The sequence below is a fragment of the Bacillus sp. B-jedd genome (genome assembly GCF_000821085.1).
Classification (GTDB): domain Bacteria; phylum Bacillota; class Bacilli; order Bacillales; family Cytobacillaceae; genus Bacillus_D.
Genome location: NZ_CCXR01000001.1, coordinates 4,036,957 through 4,058,360, shown reverse-complemented (window position 1 = coordinate 4,058,360; position 21,404 = coordinate 4,036,957). Strand labels below are relative to the sequence as shown.

The following is a 21,404-nucleotide window of genomic DNA, read 5'->3' as shown; positions in this document are numbered from 1 at the left end:
GGGGAATTTGCCATGGTAGTGCGAAAGGCGATACCGGAGGACGGTGCAAAGCTTGCGGAACTGATCAAGCATGTGGAAGCGACTTCGGGCTTTATGATGTTTGGCGCCGGGGAAAGGAAAATGACTTCCGGGCAAGGGGAAGAAATGGTCGGGCGGTTTGCCGCTGACGAAACTTCCGCCCTTTTTGTCGCGGAAAAGGCTGATGAGCTGATAGGCTACCTGATTGCAGTTGGAGGAGGTGCGCCTCGAAAAAGGCACTGTGCCTATCTTGTTGCGGGAATAGCGGAATTCCACAGAGGGACGGGAGTCGGAACGAAGCTTTTTGAAAGCCTTGAAGACTGGGCGCCTAAAGCCGGCATCCACCGGCTGGAACTCACGGTCATGGCGCATAATAAAGCCGCGATTGCGCTTTATGAAAAAATGGGCTTTAGCATTGAAGGAACGAAGCACCATTCATTGAAAATAGATGGGCGTTATGTAGACGAATACTATATGTTTAAATTAATTTAAAAAAATATTTTTAACCCCATCAGAAGCCGGGTATATAATCCAGTCGGCACTATAATCACAGGGGGAAAACATCATGGATCATGCGGTGATCGGCATCTACGATTGTATTCACGAGCTGGAGCGCGCGATTGCATTCCTGAAAAATGAGGGCTGCGAGGCTGAGGATATAACCCTCATTACAAAAGAAGATGCCAATACAGCGGCAATTGAAAATATCCCGGTCATCCAGGTAACCGACAGTGAAATGCTCTGGGAAATGATCCTTGGATACGTAACCCGGGAAGAGGATAACCAGCGCCATTTGACCGCTTTGAAGGATTTAATTTTAAATGACGGAAAATATGTGCTCGTTTCTGAGAAGGAAGCAGGCCAGGATGCCTTGCCAATTTAAAACTACTCTATTATTACCCGGCGGATGCCGGGTTTTTTGTTGTGTCTGCTTGGGACAAGAAGAGAGGAGTTTAACCTCTTACTGTCCCAAGCTGCTTCAAGTTGGGACAGGGAACGGGTCTCCAAGCTTCAACCTGTCCCAAGCTGATCAATGTTGGGACAGTGATTCACCAAAACAGCCGTCAGCTGTCCCAAGGTAAGCAATGTTGGGACAACGAACGGAGCTAAAAGCTTCAACTTGTCCCAAGCTGATTAATGTTGGGACAGTGATTCACCAAAACAGCCGTCAGCTGTCCCAAGGTAAGCAAGGTTGGGACAGTGAACGGGTCTCCAAGCTTCAACTTGTCCCAAGCTGATCAATGTTGGGACAGTGATTCACCAAAACAGCCGTCAGCTGTCCCAAGGTAAGCAAGGTTGGGACAACGAACGGAGCTAAAAGCTTCAACTTGTCCCAAGCTGATCAATGTTGGGACAGTGATTCACCAAAACAGCCGTCAGCTGTCCCAAGGTAAGCAAGGTTGGGACAACGAACGGAGCTAAAAGCTTCAACTTTCCCAAGCTGATCAATGTTGGGACAGTGATTCACCAAATCAGCCTTTGGCTGTCCCAAGGTAAACAAGATTGGGACAGCAAACGGGTCTCCAAGCTTCAACCTGTCCCAAGCTGGCTCATGTTGGGACAGTGATTCACCACAACAGTAATCACTTGTCCCAAGCAGCTACAACTTGGAACAGTCCAGCTCCCAAACCTTCTACCGATGTCCCAACCCCTTAGCAAAAATTCTCACGCCCTTTACACCCCATTTTTGCAAAAGGGCCAAAATGCTAGTTTACGAATCTTCGAATTTGGCCAGACTGCTGATAGTGAAGGGATGGTGGGGGAAATGAAAAATAAAACATTGGTTTGGCTTTACCTTGTAGTGTTATCAATCGCGACAATCGCGAATCTATATGCGCCACAGACGAAAGCGGCGGGGAATGAGGAAGTCGTGATTCCCGGGGAAGCGATCCGCTTAAGGATTCTCGCAAATAGTGACCGGGAGGCGGACCAGGTAATAAAACGGAAAGTCCGCGATGCGGTTAATAAAAGGATCACCGAGTGGGTCGCAGAGCTGACTGACCTCGACGAAGCGAGAACAGTGATTCAAAGCCATTTGCCGGAAATTGAAGCGGAAGCAAGAAAAGTTATAGAGGAAAGCGGCACCTCGCAACAAGCGAAAGCAGAATTCGGCAAAGTGAAATTTCCGACAAAGCTTTATGGCCAATATCTATATCCTGCAGGGGAATATGAGGCCATTCTCATTACACTTGGCGAAGGGAAAGGAGCCAATTGGTGGTGCGTGTTGTTCCCGCCGCTCTGCTTTCTGGACTTCTCCAGCGGAACAGCTGTCAGGTCACAAGGGTTTGAAGATGCTGACCAAAGCGCAGCAGGTGAAGAAAAAGAAAAATCCGGAGAGACGAACGACGAATCGGGAAAGAAGATAGAACAAAAAGAATCTGGGGAACCAACCAAAATTACCGATAAAGAAGCCGGCAAGGACGAAGATGAGATAGAGGAGAAGGTCGAAAAGAGTAGGGGGCAACAAGAGAATGCAGCCCAAAAGAACGAACTTCCAAGGACAAAACTCACAGAAGAAGAAAATTCGGGAAATTATTATTCTGAGAAAGTTTATGTTGGGCAGGATGAACAACCTGTCAAAGTAAAGTTTTTTGTAGTGGAGTTATGGAATAAGCTAATGGAGTAAAGCCTGCTTGCAGGCTTTTTTATTATTAAAAGATAGTAATTATGAAGATTAAACGGAATTCTCCAGAATACTTAATACCAACCGAGGATATTAATTCCTGCATTTTTACACCTTCATAACAAGTGCGTAACAAACGTGGTTTAAATGTTTTTTAAGAGAAGAAGCGGATAAAAGAGAGGTGTGCAACACGCAACACAAAATCTTCGAAGGAGTGATCTTACGATGGCTAGAAATAATAACAACAACAACGGAAAGATGTCTCGAGAAGAAGCAGGACGCATGGGTGGAGAAGCTACTAGCAAAAAACACGACAAGGATTTCTATCAGGAAATCGGCCGAAAAGGCGGCGAAGCAACAGCTGATTCCCATGACAAGGATTTCTACCAGGAAATCGGTAAAAAGGGTGGGGAAGCAACAGCTGAATCCCACGACAAGGATTTCTACCAGGAAATCGGTAAAAAGGGTGGAGAAGCGACAGCTGATTCACATGGCAAGGAATTCTACCAGGAAATTGGCCGTAAAGGCGGCGAAGCAACCAGTGAAAACCATGACCGCGGCTTCTATGAAGAAATTGGTGAAAAAGGCGGCAAGGCTCGCTGGGATAAGGATAACAACAAATAAGATTTGTGCATAGCACAGCGGGGCGCCTGATGATTCAGGCGCCTTTTTCGTATAGTTCATCGTTCTATTTTTTCCTCTTCCCTCATACTCATAGAGTAGATTAATAGAATTGGAGTGGGGAAGATGGAGTTGATGATGAGAAAAGCGGAAAAGTCTGATTTTGCAAGGGTGATCGTTTTTCTTGAAAAAGCCGGTCTAGGAACAGCGGGGATAACGGAAGAATCGGCTGGCTTGTTCCTGTTGGCCGAAAAGGACGGCGACATTCAGGCGAGCATCGGCATTGAACAATATGGGGATTCGGGGCTCTTGCGGTCGCTTGCCATTTCACCTGGAATGACCGAACAAACACTCCTTGCCATGTTGAAGCAAATGATTATTCTTGCAAATAATACTGGCATGCGCGCTCTTTATTTGGCGACAAACAAGCGAAGCGCCATACCATTTTTTGAAATGGCGGGGTTTAGTATGATTGTAAGGAACCAACTGCCACCTGAATTTTTTAACTCTCCGCATGTTTTGAACATTTTGAATGTAAACGATTCAATCTTTTTAAGATTTTTAACTTAAAATCCGAGTATATCCACAAAGTTATCCACCATTCAAATAGGATTATCCACAATTTGTGGATAATGCCTTGTGTTTCCACAGGCGTTCTTTTATACTTTCAAAAAGAAAATAACAACAAAACTCTGCTGGAGCCTCGTATTTTAAGTAAGGGCAGGGAAAGAGATATAGGTGAATAAAATGATAGAAACGATTGTCTGGAAAGTGGATAACATTGTGGAAAAGTTAAAAAATAATCCACAGATTAAACAGGCAGCAGATTTGCTGGCTCAAAATGAAGTAGTGGCTTTTCCAACTGAAACTGTATATGGCCTTGGCGGGAATGCGGGGAACGACAAAGCGGTTGAAAAAATATTCAGCGCGAAAGGCAGGCCTTCCGATAACCCTCTGATTATTCATATTGCGGGCAGGAAACAGATGGACAGCTTCATTGAAACGGTTCCTGCAGTGGCAATCCGTTTAATGGACGCCTTCTGGCCTGGACCTTTAACACTTATATTGCAAAAAAAAGAACAGGCTCTTTCGGAAAAAGCGACAGCCGGGCTCAGTACCGTAGGCGTGAGAATGCCGGACCATCCCGTCGCACTCGCGCTTCTGAAGGAATGCGGCCTTCCAATTGCTGCGCCTAGCGCAAATAGTTCCGGTAAACCATCCCCGACTTCTGCCGTGCATGTAGCTGCAGACTTGAATGGGAAAATTGCCGGAATCGTTGATGGCGGTCCGACTGGGGTCGGTGTTGAATCAACCGTCCTCGACTGTACAAGTCCGATTCCGGTTATTCTAAGGCCGGGCGGAATTACAAGGGAACAGCTTGAAGAGGTCATTGGAAGGGTGGAGGTCGACCCTGCCTTAGCTGGTGCGGATGCCAAGCCGAAAGCCCCTGGTATGAAGTATAGGCATTATGCCCCCGAAGCTCCTCTTTATTTGGTTGCTGGCGGAGTTGGCGATATGAAAAGGCTCGCGGACATATACCGCGGTGAAGGAAAACGGGTCGGAATCCTGGCGACCGAAGAATCTGCTCCGCTATATGAGGCTGATTTGGTGCTCGCTTGTGGAAAAAGGGAGAGGCTTGATACAGTGGCTGCTTCCCTTTACGATACGCTGCGGCAGTTTAATGAAGGACAACTAGATTTGATCCTCAGCGAAATGTTTCCTGAGGAAGGCGTTGGCCATGCCATCATGAATAGGCTGAGGAAAGCGGCGGGCAATAAGATTATCGAAGGGTGACATAGACTGCATAATTGGTGAAACGGAAGTGGCCAAAGCCATTTTTTGAAGCACCCAATCTTCTAAATGGCCTTGGACGTGCATATGATGAACTAGCATGTCCGGGGGGCTGGTCATTAATGTCGACACTGGCGGGAGAATTGGCGACGCTGCTTTTGATGGCGTTCGCTCTTGGAATGGATGCATTTTCGGTTGGACTTGGGATGGGGATGTACAGGCTGAGGCTGAGGCAAATATTTAAAATTGGGCTGACAATCGGGATTTTCCATGTTTGGATGCCCCTCGCCGGGATGATTGCGGGAAAGTTCCTTTCGGAGCAGTTCGGTTCTTTCGCCTCGCTGATTGGCGGTCTGTTACTTATTTTGCTCGGACTCCAAATGATTTGGGCGGGAATGAGGAAAGAGCATGAAAGTATCATAACACCCATAGGGTTCGGGTTAATGTTCTTTGCCCTTAGTGTCAGCCTTGATAGCTTTTCGGTGGGGCTCACCTTGGGTATTTATGGGGCGCGGACGCTCGCGGCCATTATTTGCTTCGGGATTGCCGCGACGATTTTAACATGGACGGGACTGTTGGCCGGCAGAAAAGTCCAGGGCTGGCTAGGTTCCTATAGCGAATCGCTCGGAGGAATCATCCTCCTGGCTTTTGGACTGAAATTGCTTTTGCCATTATGAGGAGGAAAAACAGCTTCCGAGGGGAGCTGTTTTTAATTTGAGCAAGCATTCCCGGCAGGAACATTGGGGCTGGAAATTGGCTGGTTGGAAATTGGCTGACGGCAGCTATATAATGAAGGAAAGGAGGATGGAGCATGCAGCGCGTTCTGTTTGTTTGTACAGGTAACACTTGCAGAAGCCCAATGGCGGAGGCCATTTTGAAAAGCAAGAATCTTCCCGGTGTGGAAGTGAGATCAGCGGGAGTTTTTGCATCGAGCGGGACTGCGGCATCGCCCCAATCGATTCAGGTGATGGATGAAAACAAGATTGGCCATGCCCATCAATCAAGGCTTCTTTCAAAAGAAGATGTTGAATGGGCGACTGTCATCCTCACCATGACCCTTTCCCATAAGAAGGCGATCCTCAGCCAGTATCCTGAGAGAGCGAGTGGGAAAACATATACATTAAAGGAATTTGCCGGAGACAACGGTCATCTGGATGTCAGCGACCCTTTCGGAGGCAGTGTTGACATTTACAGGGAGACCTTTGCTGAGCTGGAAAGGCTGATTGACCAGGCTGGCAGAAAGCTGCTTGAGCTGGAAAACTGATAAATAGGACAACATTTTAGGAGGACACGAATATGAAAGTCGCACTTGCATCCGACCACGGCGGGGTCAACATCCGCAAAGAAATAGCAGCCCTGATGGAAGAGTTAAATATTGAATACGAGGATTTCGGCTGTGAATGCTCTACTTCCGTCGATTATCCGGACTATGCTTTGCCTGTTGCCGAGAAAGTGGCGGCGGGGGAATTTGACAGAGGTATCCTCATTTGCGGAACTGGCATTGGAATGAGTATCAGTGCCAATAAAGTAAAGGGAATCCGCTGCGCGCTCGTCCACGACTCCTTCAGCGCAAAAGCGACTCGGGAGCACAATGATTCCAATATGCTCGCGATGGGAGAACGAGTCATTGGCCCGGGCCTTGCACGTGAGATTGCTGAAATCTGGCTGACAACTGAATTCTCCGGAGGGCGCCATTCTAACCGGATCGGAAAAATTACTGCCTACGAAGATAAACATCTTTAGAACAGTATCTAAAAAGGCGGGACTGGAGGGAGAACGTATGCAGCAGCACATTGACAAGTGGGAAACCGAGTTCAGCGAAGTTTTGGACAAGTTCATAGAAACGGCAGAACTGAAGCCGGGCATGCTGATGGTGGTTGGCTGCAGTACGAGTGAAGTGGCCGGTGAAAGAATCGGGACAGCGGGAACAACTGAAGTGGCCGAGATGCTCTTCCGCCAGTTGGACAGGCTGCGCAGAAGAACCGGTGTGGCATTGGCCTTTCAATGTTGTGAGCATTTGAACAGGGCTTTGGTCATCGGCAGGAAGGACGCGGAGGAAAGGAAGCTTGATGAGGTTTCGGTCATCCCTGTCCGGAATGCCGGCGGAGCGATGGCGTCGTATGCTTTTGAAAAAATGCCCGAAGCGGTTGTGGTTGAGTCTTTAAAAGCTGATGCGGGAATCGATATTGGTGATACGCTCATTGGGATGCATCTGAAGCCAGTAGCGGTTCCTGTCCGTGTTGGCCGCAGGACGGTCGGCCATGCGAATGTTGTGCTCGCCAAAACGAGGCCGAAGCTGATTGGCGGATCGCGGGCTGTGTATGAACGGAACCCAGAAAATCTTTCTTGCCGCTAATGTTTCTTTTTAAGTGTGAAACTGCTAAAATGGTAACGAATTTTCAAAATAAACAGACGTGACTTTCGAGGGGGATTCATGATGAAGCACTTGGCAAAGCGGGACCCGCAGGTTTTTGAATCGATTCAGCAGGAATTGCAAAGACAACGGACGAAAATCGAATTGATTGCATCGGAGAATTTCGTCAGTGAAGCTGTCATGGAGGCGCAGGGATCTGTGCTGACAAACAAATATGCGGAAGGCTACCCGCACAGGCGCTATTACGGCGGCTGTGAATATGTCGATGTAGTCGAGGACCTGGCGCGCGACCGGGCAAAGGAAATCTTCGGCGCGGAGCATGCGAACGTGCAGCCGCATTCAGGGGCTCAGGCGAACATGGCTGTTTACTTTACCATCCTTGAGCCGGGAGATACGGTCCTTGGAATGAACCTGTCGCATGGCGGGCACTTGACGCACGGCAGCCCGGTTAACTTCAGCGGAGTCCAGTATAATTTCGTTGAATACGGTGTATCTGAGGAATCGCACCTGATTAACTATGATGATGTCCGCGAAAAGGCGCTAAAGCATAAGCCGAAACTGATTGTTGCAGGTGCCAGCGCATATCCCCGTGAAATTGACTTTAAGAAGTTTCGTGAAATCGCTGATGAGGTAGGAGCCTATTTGATGGTCGATATGGCCCATATTGCTGGCCTTGTCGCAGGGGGGCTTCACCAAAACCCGGTGCCTTACGCGGATTTTGTTACATCAACTACTCATAAAACATTGCGCGGCCCGCGCGGCGGCTTGATTCTTTGCCGTGAGGAGTTCGCGAAGAAAATAGACAAGTCTGTATTCCCTGGCATCCAAGGCGGACCTCTGATGCATGTAATCGCAGCAAAAGCGGTTGCCTTTGGGGAAATTTTGAACAACGGGTTTAAGGAATATGCCCAAAAGGTTATTTCAAACGCCAAGGCATTGGCGGCTGCCCTTCAAGAAGAAGGCGTTACCCTTGTTTCCGGCGGAACTGACAATCACCTGATCCTTGTCGACCTGCGCAGCCTTGGGCTGACAGGCAAGGTTGGCGAAAAGGTGCTGGATGAAATCGGGATTACCGTCAACAAAAACACCATTCCTTTCGACCCTGAAAGCCCGTTTGTGACGAGCGGCATCCGAATTGGGACAGCGGCTGTCACCACACGCGGATTTGGTGAGGAAGAAATGAAGGAAATCGCCTCTATTATGGCATTTACGTTAAAGAACCATGAGGATGAAGAGAAGCTGAAGGAAGCGGCAGGGCGAGTCGAGGCGCTTACCGGAAAATTCACCCTTTATCCGGAATATTGATTTACAGGTGAAGCATGGGACTAGCCATGCTTCTTTTTTTTTGTCTCGTCGTCCCTGACCGAGCCGCTTCCGCTTTTCATTGTCCAGCTGCAGCGGCCAGGGACTCAAAGTCACTTCGGTCCCGAAAATGAAGTCATTATCGGATTATTTAATACGTTGAAAAGGTGCTCCTGCGCCAAAGCAAACTCGGGGAAGCTTTGTTCAGCTCGTCGCAAAGCTGCAAGGAAGTAACGCAGGCAGTTGCTTCCCTCCAGTCCATACGGCGCTAAACGGCCGCTTTCGCTTTTCTTCTTGAACTACGAAAACTTTTTCTGTAAAATTAGACGAAGTGTGCAAACTGATAGCAGAGGAATCAATTTAGCAGAGGGGCGATTATTATGGCAAAAGTATATGTATTTGACCATCCGTTAATCCAGCATAAGCTTACTTACATCCGCGACAAGAACACAGGAACGAAAGAATTCCGTGAACTTGTCGATGAAGTCGCCACGCTGATGGCTTTTGAAATTACAAGGGATATGCCGACTGAGGATATTGAGATTGAAACACCGGTCAGCACGGCGAAAGCGAAGGTCCTTTCGGGGAAAAAAATGGGCGTTATTCCAATCCTGCGCGCAGGCATTGGGATGGTCGATGGCATCCTGAAGCTCATACCTGCGGCAAAGGTGGGCCATATCGGCCTGTATCGCGATCCGGAAACCCTTCTTCCCGTAGAATATTACGTGAAGCTGCCAAGTGATGTGGAGGAACGTGATTTCATTGTAGTCGATCCAATGCTCGCGACTGGCGGATCAGCGGTTGAAGCAATTAACTCGCTGAAAAAACGTGGCGCGAAACATGTTAAGTTCATGTGCCTGATTGCGGCTCCTGAGGGTGTGGAAGCCGTTAAAAATGCCCATCCAGATGTCGATATTTATATCGCCGGCCTTGATGAAAAGCTTAACGACCACGGCTACATTGTCCCTGGCCTCGGAGATGCGGGCGACAGGCTGTTTGGAACAAAATAGAACTGAATTCAATATAGTAAGGTAAAAAGCCGGGCAGATTGATATCTGCCCGGCTTTTTATGTGACAGTCAGCTTTGTAGCCTCACAGGTGTCTTAAAAACCGACGCGGATCATCTAGGAAATTTTTCGTCAACCTGACGTGTTCGACATCACTATAGTCCGTTTTTGCAAAAATCCCCTCATCAAGCGTGTAAATCACTGCCCCAGGAATGGCCATCAGCATGGGGGAATGGGTCGCAATGATGAATTGGCAGTTATCCTTAACCATCTCCATAATTAGCGAAATGAGGGATAGCTGTTTTAATGGGGACAATGGTGCTTCCGGCTCGTCCAGTATATAAAGCCCATCAGGCCGGAATCTTGCCTGGAACAGGTCAAGAAAGCTTTCGCCATGGGAACGGACATCAAGACCGTCGCCGTAAAGCTGTTCTAATTCATAGACTGTCCGTGCGTAGGGGAGGACCTCGAGACTAAAAGGATCGCGAGCGCGGATATCCTTTACAGCCTGGCGGGATTCGGCTTTTATTTCCGCAAGTCTTCGTGAATAATTGATAAAGTCATTAGCCCTAAAGAAAAAACCGTTCTTAGTTCTGACACTCCAAATCAGTTTCAGCTTATCGGCGAGTTTTCTTGCGTCTTCAAGCGACGGGTCGGTTTCGATTGGTTCCCCGCCAATCAGGATGCTGCCGCTTCCCGCTGCAACTGCTTCAAGAAATGTCGATTTCCCCGTCCCATTCTCCCCGACAAGGATGGTCACAGGATGGCCGAAGCTGAACTCCGTGAAGTTCCTAATCAAAGGGAGGTTAAAAGGATAAAAGTTTTCATTAATATCTTTATTCAATTGAACTTTTCGCAAAAGAACCATTTCATATAACCCCCAATTCGCTAATTTCACAATAGCAAAATGTCAGTTCGGTTAAAAGAGGGACTGGAAATGCTTTTGTATTCTTTATAAAACAGAATGCAAAAATATGAAGTGTTATGGAACAACAAAACACTTCACATATAGTGGAAAATTTTACTGGGAGGTTAACCTCGTAATGAAGCGCTTTCCCCGTCATTACAGGACTTTTCTTGAATGTTTGTGAATAATTTCACCACAAATGGATTGACTTTGACAGGGGGCTATTGTATGCTAACAAAGGGCATAAAATGATAGGGTTTTCATAAGATTTTCCTGCATAAATGCTCCGCATTAATACAGGAATTTTTCCATACATAAAATTGACCTCTTTTTGCCCGTTTCTCATTCTCTAAAGCGAGGATGCGATTGTATGCGCAGAAACAACCGCCACCCTTTACAGGCAATGGCACTCATGTCTGCTATCCTTTCCCAGCTTGTCGGTTCCATCCTAATCGGAATTTTTGCCGGTAGATGGATCGACGGAAAATTTGGGACTGAGCCTCTTTTTCTTATCATTGGGCTGTTCATCGGATTGGCCGCGGGAATCTATGCCATGCTCCGCCTCGTACAGCATTATTATTCAGGAGACTAAAATTGATATGTCCGATTTAAGGGCCATTTATTTCCGGGTTCGCAGATACCTCTTATTTTTGTTATCTATTTATGTGCTCGGCTGGGGATTTACCGATCATCAGCAAATCTTTGCCGGGCTTATTTTGGGAACAGCCCTCAGCCTGTTCAATCTTTGGCTGATGGTAAGGAAGACAGACCAGTTTGGCGAAGCGGTTACGCAAGGCAAAAAGGTTCGTTCCCTCGGTTCGTTCAACAGGATGGCGACAGCAGCGCTGGCCGTCATCATTGTACTGAAGTACCCTGATCATTTCCATTTGGTCAGCATGGTTTTGGGATTAATGACATCCTATATTGTCATTATGATAGATTTTTTTAAGCAAACCTTTCTACGCAAATAGCTTGAGAAGCGAGGTGAATACTATTGCATCATGAAGCTCCTATTCGTGAATTTATGGGGTTGCACTTCAATATGGCAAACATTCTCATGATCACAGTCGCGTCACTGATTGTGTTTCTGATTGCGGTCCTGTCGACCCGGAGGCTGGCAATGAAGCCTACCGGAATGCAGAACTTCATGGAATGGGTCATGGATTTTGTCAAAGGCATTATTAATAGTACGATGGATTGGAAAACAGGGGGAAGGTTCCATATCCTTGGGCTGACGCTCATTATGTATGTGGCGGTTTCAAACTTCCTTGGGCTTCCATTCTCAATCGTCTACAAAGGTGAACTGTGGTGGAAATCACCGACAGCGGATCCTGCCGTTACATTGACACTGGCAACGCTCGTTGTCGGCTTGTCGCATTATTACGGAGTGAAAATGAGAGGGGCCTCAGCATACGGCAAAGAATTCTTCAAGCCGTTCTGGTTCATGTTCCCGATCAAAATCATTGAGGAGTTTGCGAATACCCTCACACTCGGCCTGCGTCTTTACGGTAACATCTATGCAGGGGAAATCCTCCTTGCGCTAATTGCCGGAAGCATGGCCACCGGTTTCTGGGGAAGTCTCGCAGCGGTCATCCCAATGCTTGCCTGGCAGGGATTCTCAGTCTTTATCGGCGCCATCCAGGCGTTTATCTTCACCATGTTAACGATGGTTTATCTGGCCCATAAAGTCAGCAGCGACCATTAATATATACCTGTTCATTTTATGGACAAAACAAAAACCATATTCAACATACATTAAGGAGGAACTTAATAATGGGTCTTTTAGCAGCAGCAATCGCAATCGGTTTGGCAGCACTGGGTGCTGGTATTGGTAACGGTCTTATCGTATCTAAAACAGTTGAAGGTATCGCCCGCCAGCCGGAAGCTCGCGGTATGCTTCAAACAACAATGTTCATCGGGGTAGCGTTGGTTGAGGCGATTCCAATCATCGCAGTTGTTATCGCGTTCATGGTTCAAGGCCAAGGCCAATAATAACTTCCTATTATTCAATAATGGCGAAGATCATTCCATAATGAACCTTCGCCATTGCTTTATGCCCTTTTTTACATGGGCAAACCAATTTTGCAAAAAATGATCTTTCACATACACGCATCCGGGGGCATCCTCCGGAATGGCTCTTGAAAGGAGTGACTCGAGGGTGTTGACAAACAGTTTCGTAATAGCGGCTGACCTATTTAACGGCGGGGATATCCTGTTCCAGCTCGCTATGTTCATTATCTTGATGGCATTGCTCAAGAAGTTTGCATGGGGTCCGCTGATGGGCATCATGAACGAGCGTGAAACACATATCGCAAACGAAATCGGCCAGGCTGAAAAAGCGAATCAGGATGCGAAAAAACATCTTGAAGAGCAGCGGGAGCTTTTGAAAGAAGCCCGCCTTGAAGCCCAGGGCCTGATTGAAAACGCCCGCAAGCAGGGTGATGTCCAGCGCGAGGAGATCATCGCAATCGCCCGTACTGAGGCGGAAAGACTGAAAGAATCCGCCAAGATTGAAATCGAGCAGCAGAAGGAGCAGGCTGTCGCGGCTATCCGCGAACAGGTTGCATCGCTTTCCGTCATGATTGCTTCTAAAGTGATCGAAAGGGAATTGGGTGAGCAGGATCAGCAGAAGCTGATTGATGAATTTATCCAAGAGGCGGGAATCGGCCGATGAGCACTTCGATCATCTCTAAACGATATGCCATAGCTTTATTCAAGCTGGCAAAGGAAAAAGGCCTGCTCGATACAATAGAACAAGAAATCCGCGTCGTTAGGGAAGTGTTCAGCAGCAACAAGGATTTAAATGCTGTATTGCACTCCCCAAGGCTTTCGCTTGAACAAAAAAAGGCCATCGTCAGAGGCGCATTTACCACAATGAATCCTTATGTGCAGAACACCCTGATGATTCTGATTGACCGCCACAGGGAAAGCGAAATCCCGGGTGTCGCTGACGGGTTCATTGAACTTGCCAACGAAGCGAGGGGCATTGCTGAAGCAAAGGTCTACAGCGTGCGTCCTTTATCCGATGAGGAAAGGATCGCATTGTCCGCCTCTTTTGCCGCAAGGGTTGGCAAAAGTGCTCTCCGGATTGAGAATATTGTTGATACCGACCTGCTCGGCGGCATCAAAGTCCGGATTGGAAACCGAATTTTCGACGGCAGCCTGCGAGGCAAGCTAGACCGTCTTGAACGCAGATTATTGACCTAAGATTTAGATAGGGGTGAAACTCATGAGCATCAAAGCTGAAGAAATCAGTGCGCTGTTAAAGCAGCAAATCGAAAACTATCAGTCAGAAATTCAAGTGAGTGATGTTGGTACAGTCATCCAGATTGGTGACGGTATCGCCCGTGCTCATGGCCTCGACAATGTCATGGCCGGGGAACTTGTTGAGTTTTCGAACGGCGTTATGGGAATGGCGCAAAACCTTGAAGAAAACAACGTCGGTATTATTATTCTTGGACCATATACAGAAATCCGCGAAGGTGATGAGGTTCGCCGTACGGGCCGTATCATGGAGGTTCCTGTTGGCGAGGCTCTAATCGGCCGCGTTGTGAACCCACTCGGACAGCCGATTGACGGAATGGGTCCGATCAACACGACCAAAACCCGTCCAATTGAAGCAGTCGCTCCAGGGGTTATGGATCGTAAATCTGTTCATGAGCCGCTTCAGACAGGCATCAAGGCAATTGACGCCCTTGTGCCGATCGGCCGCGGACAGCGTGAATTGATCATCGGTGACCGCCAGACTGGTAAAACGTCTGTCGCCATCGATACAATCCTGAACCAAAGAGGCCAGAACATGATCTGTATCTATGTTGCCATCGGCCAAAAAGAATCAACAGTCCGTAATGCGGTCGAAACACTCCGCAAATACGGTGCACTTGATTACTCAATCGTTGTAACTGCATCGGCTTCCCAGCCGGCGCCGTTATTGTTCCTAGCTCCTTATGCCGGTGTTACGATGGCAGAAGAGTTTATGTATGAAGGCAAGCACGTCCTCGTTGTATATGATGACCTTTCAAAACAGGCCGCTGCTTACCGCGAACTTTCCTTGCTTCTTCGCCGCCCTCCAGGCCGTGAAGCTTATCCAGGGGACGTTTTCTATCTGCACAGCCGCTTGCTCGAGCGTGCAGCCAAGTTGAGCGATGCAAAAGGAGCGGGTTCGATCACTGCCCTTCCGTTCATTGAAACACAGGCGGGCGACGTTTCCGCTTATATTCCTACAAACGTTATCTCGATTACTGACGGACAGATTTTCCTACAGTCTGACCTGTTCTTCTCGGGTGTACGCCCGGCGATCAACGCGGGTCTTTCCGTATCACGTGTAGGTGGCTCCGCGCAAATTAAGGCGATGAAGAAGGTTTCCGGTACTTTGCGTCTTGACCTGGCGTCCTACCGTGAACTTGAGGCGTTTGCCCAGTTCGGTTCGGATCTTGATAAAGCAACACAAGCCAAGCTTGCCCGTGGCGCGCGTACAGTAGAAATACTGAAGCAGGACCTTCATAAGCCGCTTGCAGTTGAGAAGCAGGTTATGAGCCTTTACGCATTGACACGCGGATTCCTTGATGATATTCCAGTCGGCGACATCCGCCGTTTTGAATCAGAATTCCATACTTGGCTCGACCACAACCGCAAAGACGTGTTAGACCATATCCGTACAACGAAGGAGCTTGCATCCGACGACGATATGGCTGCTGCGATCAACGATTTCAAAAAGACATTCGCAGTAACGGAATAATCGGAGAGAGCGCGTAATCCAGCGCGATCTGCCGCGATAATCTAACATGCTTGGACGAGGGGCCGGGAGCGGCCCCGGTCCTTAACTTTGATAAGGGTGGTGAGAACCAGTGGCATCATTACGCGATATAAAATCCCGGATTGTTTCGACAAAGAAGACGAGCCAGATTACGAAAGCAATGGAAATGGTGTCTGCGGCCAAATGGAACCGCGGCGTCATGAATGCGAAATCGTTCGTCCCTTATATGGAGAAAATCCAGGAAGTGACAGCTTCCATCGCGGTCGGCAGCAAGGATGCGACCCATCCAATGCTCCAATCGCGTCCAGTCAAGAAGACCGGATATATTGTCATTACCTCGGACCGTGGTCTGGCAGGCGCTTACAACAGTAACGTCATTCGCCAGTTATACCAGACAATCCAGGAACGCCATAAGTCGAATGATGAGTTCGGAATCATTGCGATTGGAAGGATAGGACGTGATTTCTTCCAGAAGAGGGGAATGAATGTTGTCCTCGATATCGTAGGAGTTTCGGATCAGCCTTCTTTTGACGATATAAAAGATATTACAAGCAGTACGGTAGGAATGTTCTCTGACGGGACTTTCGATGAACTGCATATCCATTACAGCCATTACATGAGTGCGATTTCTCAGGAAGTGACTCATAAGCAGCTTCTGCCGCTGACGAATATTTCTGCTTCCACAAAGCTGACGTCCTATGAGTTCGAACCGAACGCTGAGGAAATACTGGATGTTCTCCTGCCGCAATATGCGGAAAGTCTTATCTACGGCGCCCTGCTCGACAGCAAGGCGAGTGAGCATGCGGCCAGGATGACAGCGATGAGAAACGCAACCGATAATGCGAAAGAGCTCATCAATTCCTACAGCCTTAAATATAACCGTGCCCGCCAGGCGGCAATCACTCAGGAAATCACTGAAATTGTCGGCGGCGCATCCGCTTTGGAGTAGGCCGGATTCCAGCTGGGAATTTTACGGCTTGCGGAAGAAGATAAACGCACATTTTTATGCATAAGACAATCTGCCGCTTTTGCAAAAAAGCCAGATTTCTCTATTGATTGGAGGGAAAACGATGAACACAGGACATGTCCTGCAAGTTATGGGACCGGTCGTTGACGTAAAGTTCGACAGCGGCAACCTTCCGGAAATCTATAACGCATTGAAAATCAATTCCAAAGCGCGCAATGAATCAGAAGTTGATATAAACCTTACCCTGGAAGTAGCCCTTCACCTCGGCGATGATACTGTCCGTACGATTGCGATGGCATCGACAGACGGTCTGACCCGCGGACTTGAAGTAGTCGACACAGGGGCGCCAATCTCAGTCCCGGTTGGGGACGTCACTCTTGGCCGTGTATTTAACGTACTTGGCGAAACAATCGACTTGGATCAGGAAGTACCGGCAAGCGAGCGCAGGGATTCCATTCACCGCGAAGCGCCAACGTTTGAAGAACTATCCACGGAAGTTGAAATTCTTGAAACTGGAATTAAGGTTGTTGACCTGCTTGCCCCTTATATCAAAGGTGGTAAAATCGGCCTTTTCGGAGGCGCGGGTGTAGGTAAAACTGTACTTATCCAGGAATTGATCAATAACATCGCCCAAGAGCACGGTGGTATTTCCGTATTCGCGGGAGTTGGAGAACGTACACGTGAAGGAAACGACCTTTACCATGAAATGACCGATTCCGGCGTTATTAAAAAGACCGCAATGGTTTTCGGACAGATGAACGAGCCTCCTGGTGCGCGTATGCGTGTTGCCTTGACTGGCTTGACTATGGCCGAATTTTTCCGTGATGAACAAGGCCAGGACGTTCTTTTCTTCATGGATAACATTTTCCGCTTTACCCAGGCAGGATCAGAGGTTTCCGCGCTTCTTGGCCGTATGCCATCTGCGGTTGGATACCAGCCGACACTTGCTACTGAAATGGGTAGGCTTCAGGAACGGATCACATCTACAAATAAAGGTTCCGTTACATCCATCCAGGCAATTTACGTACCGGCCGATGACTATACAGACCCGGCTCCGGCTACGACTTTCGCCCACTTGGATGCAACAACGAACCTTGAGCGTAAACTTTCCGAAATGGGTATTTACCCAGCGGTTGACCCTCTCGCTTCCACTTCACGCGCATTGGCGCCTGAAATTGTCGGCGAAGAGCATTACTCCGTTGCCCGCCAGGTTCAGCAGACGCTTCAGCGTTACCGCGAACTTCAGGATATCATTGCAATTCTAGGTATGGATGAATTATCCGATGAAGATAAACTCGTTGTGCACCGTGCACGCCGCGTCCAGTTCTTCCTGTCCCAAAACTTCCACGTTGCGGAACAGTTCACAGGCCAGCCTGGATCTTACGTACCGGTTAAGGAAACAGTCAAAGGCTTCCGTGAAATCCTTGAAGGTAAATACGACCATCTTCCAGAAGATGCATTCCGCCTCGTAGGCCGCATCGAAGACGTTGTCGAAGCTGCAAAAGGCATGGGTGTAGAGGTCTAAACAAGCCAGGAGGGTGAAAAATGAGCACGATTAAAGTTAGTGTTGTAACTCCCGATGGCCCGGTTTATGATTCCGAAGTCGAGATGGTAAGCACGAAAGCCCAAAGCGGTGAACTGGGAATCCTTCCAGGGCACATCCCGATGGTTGCCCCGCTGCAAATTGGCGCCGTCCGCTTGAAAAAGGAAGGAAAGACCGAGTTAGTCGCTGTCAGTGGCGGCTTCCTGGAAGTCCGTCCAGACCAGGTGACCATTTTAGCCCAGGCTGCCGAACAATCAAGTGAAATTGATATTGAACGCGCACTACGGGCAAAAGAACGTGCCGAACAACGCATTAAAGAACGGCAGCAGGAGCACGTAGACTTCAAACGGGCTGAGCTGGCGCTTCAGCGAGCCATTAACCGCCTAGCCGTTGCGGAGAGAAGAATATAAAAAGTTAAATTAGAAAAGGGAGACTTCGGTCTTCCTTTTTTTGCGTTTAGGACTGACTATTTTAGGATTGAGTTGGGGGCATAATACTTCCTTGGACAAAGTTGCTGCGGGTTCGGACAGATTAAGGTGAAAAATGTTTTGGACTGTCCGAATATATCTCTCCTTTGGACAATGTGTTGCTTCTAGATCTGTTGGGTGTCCGAAGTTGTCTCATGTTCGGACAGGGAGAAAGGAAAAAGGCATTGGGCTGTCCGAAGAGTACTAGTCTTCGGACAATGTTTTGCTTCTAAAGGCACCACTGTCCAAGCTTCAGACTGCATTTCTAATTCTTATCGTTGGCCGTCAATTCCTCGAAAAGATTACAGACATGCATGATATAAGTATATAAATTACAAATAAATCGTTCTTTATTTTGAACAATAACTTTATTTTAATTCGTTATTAAGGTATAATACATTTAAAGCGATTTCCACGAATTAACTAAGTAAAAGTTATTAAGAGATGAGGAAAGCAATGGTTCAAAAGTCTTGAATTTATTTTCATTCTCATTCTTTTGGTTTATAGGGACAATAACCGGGTAACCCATATAATGTAACCTGATACTAAAAATGGAATAAAAATGGTACATATGAAACTGAAAAAGGCAAACCATTTGAAAGGATGGGACGCAAAGCCTAGGAGCCTGACACCGGATTAACCCGGGAATGGCCGTCCAGCTGCCAGAATGAATTTCTGGCGGCTTTTTGTATTCTAAAACAACTGAATTAATAAACGAGGATAAAAAGATTCTTGTTTATTAAGAATAATAGAATACCGAGGGAGGGATTTACTCGCTAAAAATAACTGAATATTCAGTCTATTTGTTGTGCAAAAAATAGAGAAAGAGGGGATTATTTTGAGTAAGAAACAAAAAAGGAATTTTGCTTTAATTTTAACATTTTTTATGCTGTTATATAATGCTTTATCAGTTGTTTCTGCCCAAGCAAAAAGCGGTGATGGTAACCAAGGAGGAGCGGCAGTTGAACTACCTGGTTACACGATGTTGAAATTTGATGGAAATGAAGTGAAAACCAATTCAAAAAGCAAAGAAAAACTTACCGTCACAATAAATGTTTATAGTAAAAAGAATGAGCCAAAATCATTTGACTGGAGTTCAAACATACCTGTCCATAAAGTATATGTTAAAGCAGGAACCGGAGGAAATTGGTATGATTTCCCTGCAGGCTCACAAGGAGGTAAGGGCTTAGTTGCTCCAGAAAATAAGGGAATAAGCCATATAGCCTTTTACTATAAAGAAGACCCGCCAGGAGATAAAGAGAACCCACCAGGAGATAAAGAAGACCCGCCAGGAGATAAAGAAGACCCGCCAGGGGATAAAGAAGACCCGCCAGGAGATAAAGAGAATCCACCAGGAGATAAAGAAAACCCACCAGGAGATAAAGAGAATCCACCAGGAGATAAAGAAGATCCACCAGGAGATAAAGAGAATCCACCAGGAGATAAAGAAGACCCGCCAGGAGATAAAGAGAACCCACCAGGAGATAAAGAAGACCCACCAGGAGATAAAGAGAATCCACCAGGAGATAAAGAAGACCCGCCAGGAGATAAAGAGAACCCACCAGGAGATAAAGAAGACCCACCCGGTAAGGGAGACGACAACGGTAACAGCAAGACAAATAAATACAAAGTCAATTTTATAGAAGGATGCAGACCTTTAGTTGAAAGTTCATATTTCATCGTGAAGGAAGGCGTTCTTGAAAATGGGGAAACGCGACTCAAACTTGACGATAATGGAATGGTTACCCATGAGAAATTAGAGGTTGAAGATATCCTGAAGATTGGAATTGTCTTTAAAGATGGCAGTAAACAGGAGTTTAATGCAAAGGATGTCCTAGTTGAGTCACCAAAGGATGAAAATGGAACGGTAATCTTTAAAGTTACATGCGAAGATGATGGCGAGGAGCAGCCTGCACCAGTCGAAAAAACATTCAACTTAATTATTCAGGGGTGTGTTGGTCTTGTTAAACAGGCATTCCTTTTGACGGATGACGGAAAAGAGCACGAATTCAAGAACCCTGAAAATTTAAGTCTTGTGGTAAAAGATTATAAACTTGGGAACATCACAGGCATTAAACATATTCCAAATGAAGGACAAGAAAAAGTTTATGCTCTGAAAGATTTAATAGTAGCCGAAACAGGAGACGTTATATCGATTACGGTTGCCTGCGATATTAAACCGCCTGTTGATGAAGAAGAACCCCTCCTAACAAAAATTAAAGTGGTCGTCTCAGGATGTGTCGGTTTGGTCGAAAAGGCCGCTCTTATCATGAAGGATGATAAGAAAGTTGAATTTACATCCATCTCAGATCTTCTAATGGAACTTGAGGATGTTGCAGTAGAGGATATAAAAGCAGTAGAGCTAACAGTAAAAGGAAAGGTAAAGAGGTATGAATTAGCAAGCTTGCCAGCTGGTTCAGTAGTTAAAACGGACGGCATGATTACGATTAATTTAAAATGTGAAGTTGAAGCTGAAGTTCCAAAAGAACAGTTCCTAACATTGATCCTTAGCAGCTGCGCCGGATTCGTAGATGGAATAAAACTTATTCTGTCCGGTGGCGAAGAGGTTGAACTGGAAATTGATGATTCAGGGGAACTGACCTACGGCCTGGAAGACATCCGTATTGATGACATCGAAAGCATTGTTCTCATCATTGATGGGGAGGAAGAGGTTATATCCATAAAGGAATTACTGGAGGAAGGTTCGGCTGTAATTGAGGGAGATACGTTAACCATCAGCTTTGAATGTGAAGATGACGGGGGAGTCATCATACCAGAAAATCCTGAAGTTCCTGGGGGTCCCGGCAAGCCGGAAGAACCAACAAAACCGGGAACGCCAGATCTTCCAACACTTCCTGATGATGGCACAATCATCCCTGACAATCCAACTCCTGGCGGAAACTTGCCTAAAACAGGAGAAGATAGCCCGATTGGGTTCTATATGGCGGGGCTATTAATGGTTATTACCGGCCTTGGCATGCTTCGTACATTACGAAGGAAGCATGCATAACAAACCTTGGATAGAGGG

24 protein-coding genes and 1 riboswitch are annotated in these 21,404 nt (G+C 47.1%); of the genes, 23 read left to right on the top strand and 1 reads right to left on the bottom strand.

Features of this window, described 5'->3' with window-relative positions:
• Positions 1-12 precede the first annotated feature (12 nt).
• The 12 genes from BN1002_RS19825 to upp all read left to right on the top strand — a co-directional run bounded on the left by BN1002_RS19825 (position 13) and on the right by upp (position 9,739).
• Positions 13-510 (top strand): GNAT family N-acetyltransferase, encoded by a 498-nt coding sequence (locus BN1002_RS19825; protein WP_048827249.1) that lies wholly within the window; start codon positions 13-15, stop codon positions 508-510.
• A 73-nt stretch (positions 511-583) separates the two neighbouring features.
• The gene (locus BN1002_RS19820) at positions 584-901 is read left to right on the top strand and encodes a general stress protein (protein ID WP_048827248.1); all 318 of its coding nucleotides are present in this window, start codon (positions 584-586) and stop codon (positions 899-901) included.
• 882 nt (positions 902-1,783) lie between these two features.
• Complete coding sequence (spoIIR, locus tag BN1002_RS19815; RefSeq protein ID WP_197072827.1) at positions 1,784-2,644, top strand: stage II sporulation protein R; 861 nt, start codon at positions 1,784-1,786, stop codon at positions 2,642-2,644.
• A 222-nt stretch (positions 2,645-2,866) separates the two neighbouring features.
• Positions 2,867-3,265, top strand: coding sequence for a KGG domain-containing protein (locus BN1002_RS19810; RefSeq protein ID WP_048827246.1), 399 nt, complete (start codon positions 2,867-2,869; stop codon positions 3,263-3,265).
• Between the two features lie 123 nt (positions 3,266-3,388).
• The gene (locus tag BN1002_RS19805; protein ID WP_048827245.1) at positions 3,389-3,832 is read left to right on the top strand and encodes a GNAT family N-acetyltransferase; all 444 of its coding nucleotides are present in this window, start codon (positions 3,389-3,391) and stop codon (positions 3,830-3,832) included.
• A 180-nt stretch (positions 3,833-4,012) separates the two neighbouring features.
• Positions 4,013-5,056, top strand: coding sequence for an L-threonylcarbamoyladenylate synthase (locus BN1002_RS19800; RefSeq protein ID WP_048828086.1), 1,044 nt, complete (start codon positions 4,013-4,015; stop codon positions 5,054-5,056).
• A gap of 119 nt (positions 5,057-5,175) precedes the next feature.
• Positions 5,176-5,730 carry a manganese efflux pump MntP gene (locus tag BN1002_RS19795; protein ID WP_048827244.1) on the top strand — a complete coding sequence of 185 codons (555 nt, stop codon included), beginning with the start codon at positions 5,176-5,178 and terminating at the stop codon, positions 5,728-5,730.
• Positions 5,731-5,864: 134 nt separating this feature from the next.
• The gene (locus tag BN1002_RS19790; RefSeq protein WP_048827243.1) at positions 5,865-6,317 is read left to right on the top strand and encodes a low molecular weight protein arginine phosphatase; all 453 of its coding nucleotides are present in this window, start codon (positions 5,865-5,867) and stop codon (positions 6,315-6,317) included.
• Between the two features lie 32 nt (positions 6,318-6,349).
• Positions 6,350-6,796 (top strand): ribose 5-phosphate isomerase B, encoded by a 447-nt coding sequence (rpiB, locus tag BN1002_RS19785; RefSeq protein ID WP_048827242.1) that lies wholly within the window; start codon positions 6,350-6,352, stop codon positions 6,794-6,796.
• 37 nt (positions 6,797-6,833) lie between these two features.
• A complete protein-coding gene (locus tag BN1002_RS19780; RefSeq protein ID WP_048827240.1) occupies positions 6,834-7,409 on the top strand; it encodes a TIGR01440 family protein in 576 nt (191 codons plus the stop codon).
• Positions 7,410-7,490: 81 nt separating this feature from the next.
• Complete coding sequence (glyA, locus tag BN1002_RS19775; RefSeq protein ID WP_048827239.1) at positions 7,491-8,732, top strand: serine hydroxymethyltransferase; 1,242 nt, start codon at positions 7,491-7,493, stop codon at positions 8,730-8,732.
• Between the two features lie 377 nt (positions 8,733-9,109).
• Positions 9,110-9,739, top strand: a complete 630-nt coding sequence (upp, locus tag BN1002_RS19770; protein WP_048827238.1) for a uracil phosphoribosyltransferase — start codon at positions 9,110-9,112, stop codon at positions 9,737-9,739.
• Positions 9,740-9,821: 82 nt separating this feature from the next.
• Here the strand turns inward: upp and BN1002_RS19765 are convergent, their stop codons facing one another.
• Positions 9,822-10,604 carry an AAA family ATPase gene (locus BN1002_RS19765; protein WP_048827237.1) on the bottom strand — a complete coding sequence of 261 codons (783 nt, stop codon included), beginning with the start codon at positions 10,602-10,604 and terminating at the stop codon, positions 9,822-9,824.
• Positions 10,605-11,013: 409 nt separating this feature from the next.
• Between BN1002_RS19765 and BN1002_RS19760 the strand changes: the two genes are divergently transcribed.
• From BN1002_RS19760 to BN1002_RS23065, 11 genes are all read left to right on the top strand, one after another.
• The gene (locus BN1002_RS19760; RefSeq protein ID WP_048827236.1) at positions 11,014-11,235 is read left to right on the top strand and encodes an AtpZ/AtpI family protein; all 222 of its coding nucleotides are present in this window, start codon (positions 11,014-11,016) and stop codon (positions 11,233-11,235) included.
• A gap of 7 nt (positions 11,236-11,242) precedes the next feature.
• The gene (locus tag BN1002_RS19755; protein WP_048827235.1) at positions 11,243-11,614 is read left to right on the top strand and encodes an ATP synthase subunit I; all 372 of its coding nucleotides are present in this window, start codon (positions 11,243-11,245) and stop codon (positions 11,612-11,614) included.
• 23 nt (positions 11,615-11,637) lie between these two features.
• On the top strand, positions 11,638-12,348 hold the full coding sequence (atpB, locus tag BN1002_RS19750) for a F0F1 ATP synthase subunit A (protein ID WP_048827234.1): 711 nt from the start codon (positions 11,638-11,640) through the stop codon (positions 12,346-12,348).
• A gap of 68 nt (positions 12,349-12,416) precedes the next feature.
• The gene (gene atpE, locus BN1002_RS19745; protein ID WP_048827233.1) at positions 12,417-12,635 is read left to right on the top strand and encodes a F0F1 ATP synthase subunit C; all 219 of its coding nucleotides are present in this window, start codon (positions 12,417-12,419) and stop codon (positions 12,633-12,635) included.
• A 166-nt stretch (positions 12,636-12,801) separates the two neighbouring features.
• A complete protein-coding gene (gene atpF / locus BN1002_RS19740) occupies positions 12,802-13,317 on the top strand; it encodes a F0F1 ATP synthase subunit B (protein WP_048827232.1) in 516 nt (171 codons plus the stop codon).
• Positions 13,314-13,850 (top strand): F0F1 ATP synthase subunit delta, encoded by a 537-nt coding sequence (locus BN1002_RS19735; RefSeq protein WP_048827231.1) that lies wholly within the window; start codon positions 13,314-13,316, stop codon positions 13,848-13,850. Before atpF ends, BN1002_RS19735 begins: the two co-directional genes overlap by 4 nt.
• Before the next feature lie 22 nt (positions 13,851-13,872).
• Entirely contained in the window at positions 13,873-15,381 is a 1,509-nt protein-coding gene (gene atpA, locus BN1002_RS19730; RefSeq protein WP_048827230.1) for a F0F1 ATP synthase subunit alpha, read from the top strand.
• Between the two features lie 109 nt (positions 15,382-15,490).
• On the top strand, positions 15,491-16,348 hold the full coding sequence (locus BN1002_RS19725) for a F0F1 ATP synthase subunit gamma (RefSeq protein ID WP_048827229.1): 858 nt from the start codon (positions 15,491-15,493) through the stop codon (positions 16,346-16,348).
• Positions 16,349-16,469: 121 nt separating this feature from the next.
• Positions 16,470-17,891: a F0F1 ATP synthase subunit beta gene (gene atpD / locus BN1002_RS19720; RefSeq protein ID WP_048827228.1), complete on the top strand. Its 1,422-nt coding sequence runs from the start codon at positions 16,470-16,472 to the stop codon at positions 17,889-17,891.
• A 20-nt stretch (positions 17,892-17,911) separates the two neighbouring features.
• Positions 17,912-18,319, top strand: a complete 408-nt coding sequence (locus tag BN1002_RS19715; protein ID WP_048827227.1) for a F0F1 ATP synthase subunit epsilon — start codon at positions 17,912-17,914, stop codon at positions 18,317-18,319.
• A 632-nt stretch (positions 18,320-18,951) separates the two neighbouring features.
• A riboswitch (cyclic di-GMP riboswitch) is annotated at positions 18,952-19,043 on the top strand.
• A 171-nt stretch (positions 19,044-19,214) separates the two neighbouring features.
• Entirely contained in the window at positions 19,215-21,386 is a 2,172-nt protein-coding gene (locus BN1002_RS23065; protein WP_052445662.1) for an LPXTG cell wall anchor domain-containing protein, read from the top strand.
• The last annotated feature ends 18 nt before the right edge of the window (positions 21,387-21,404 follow it).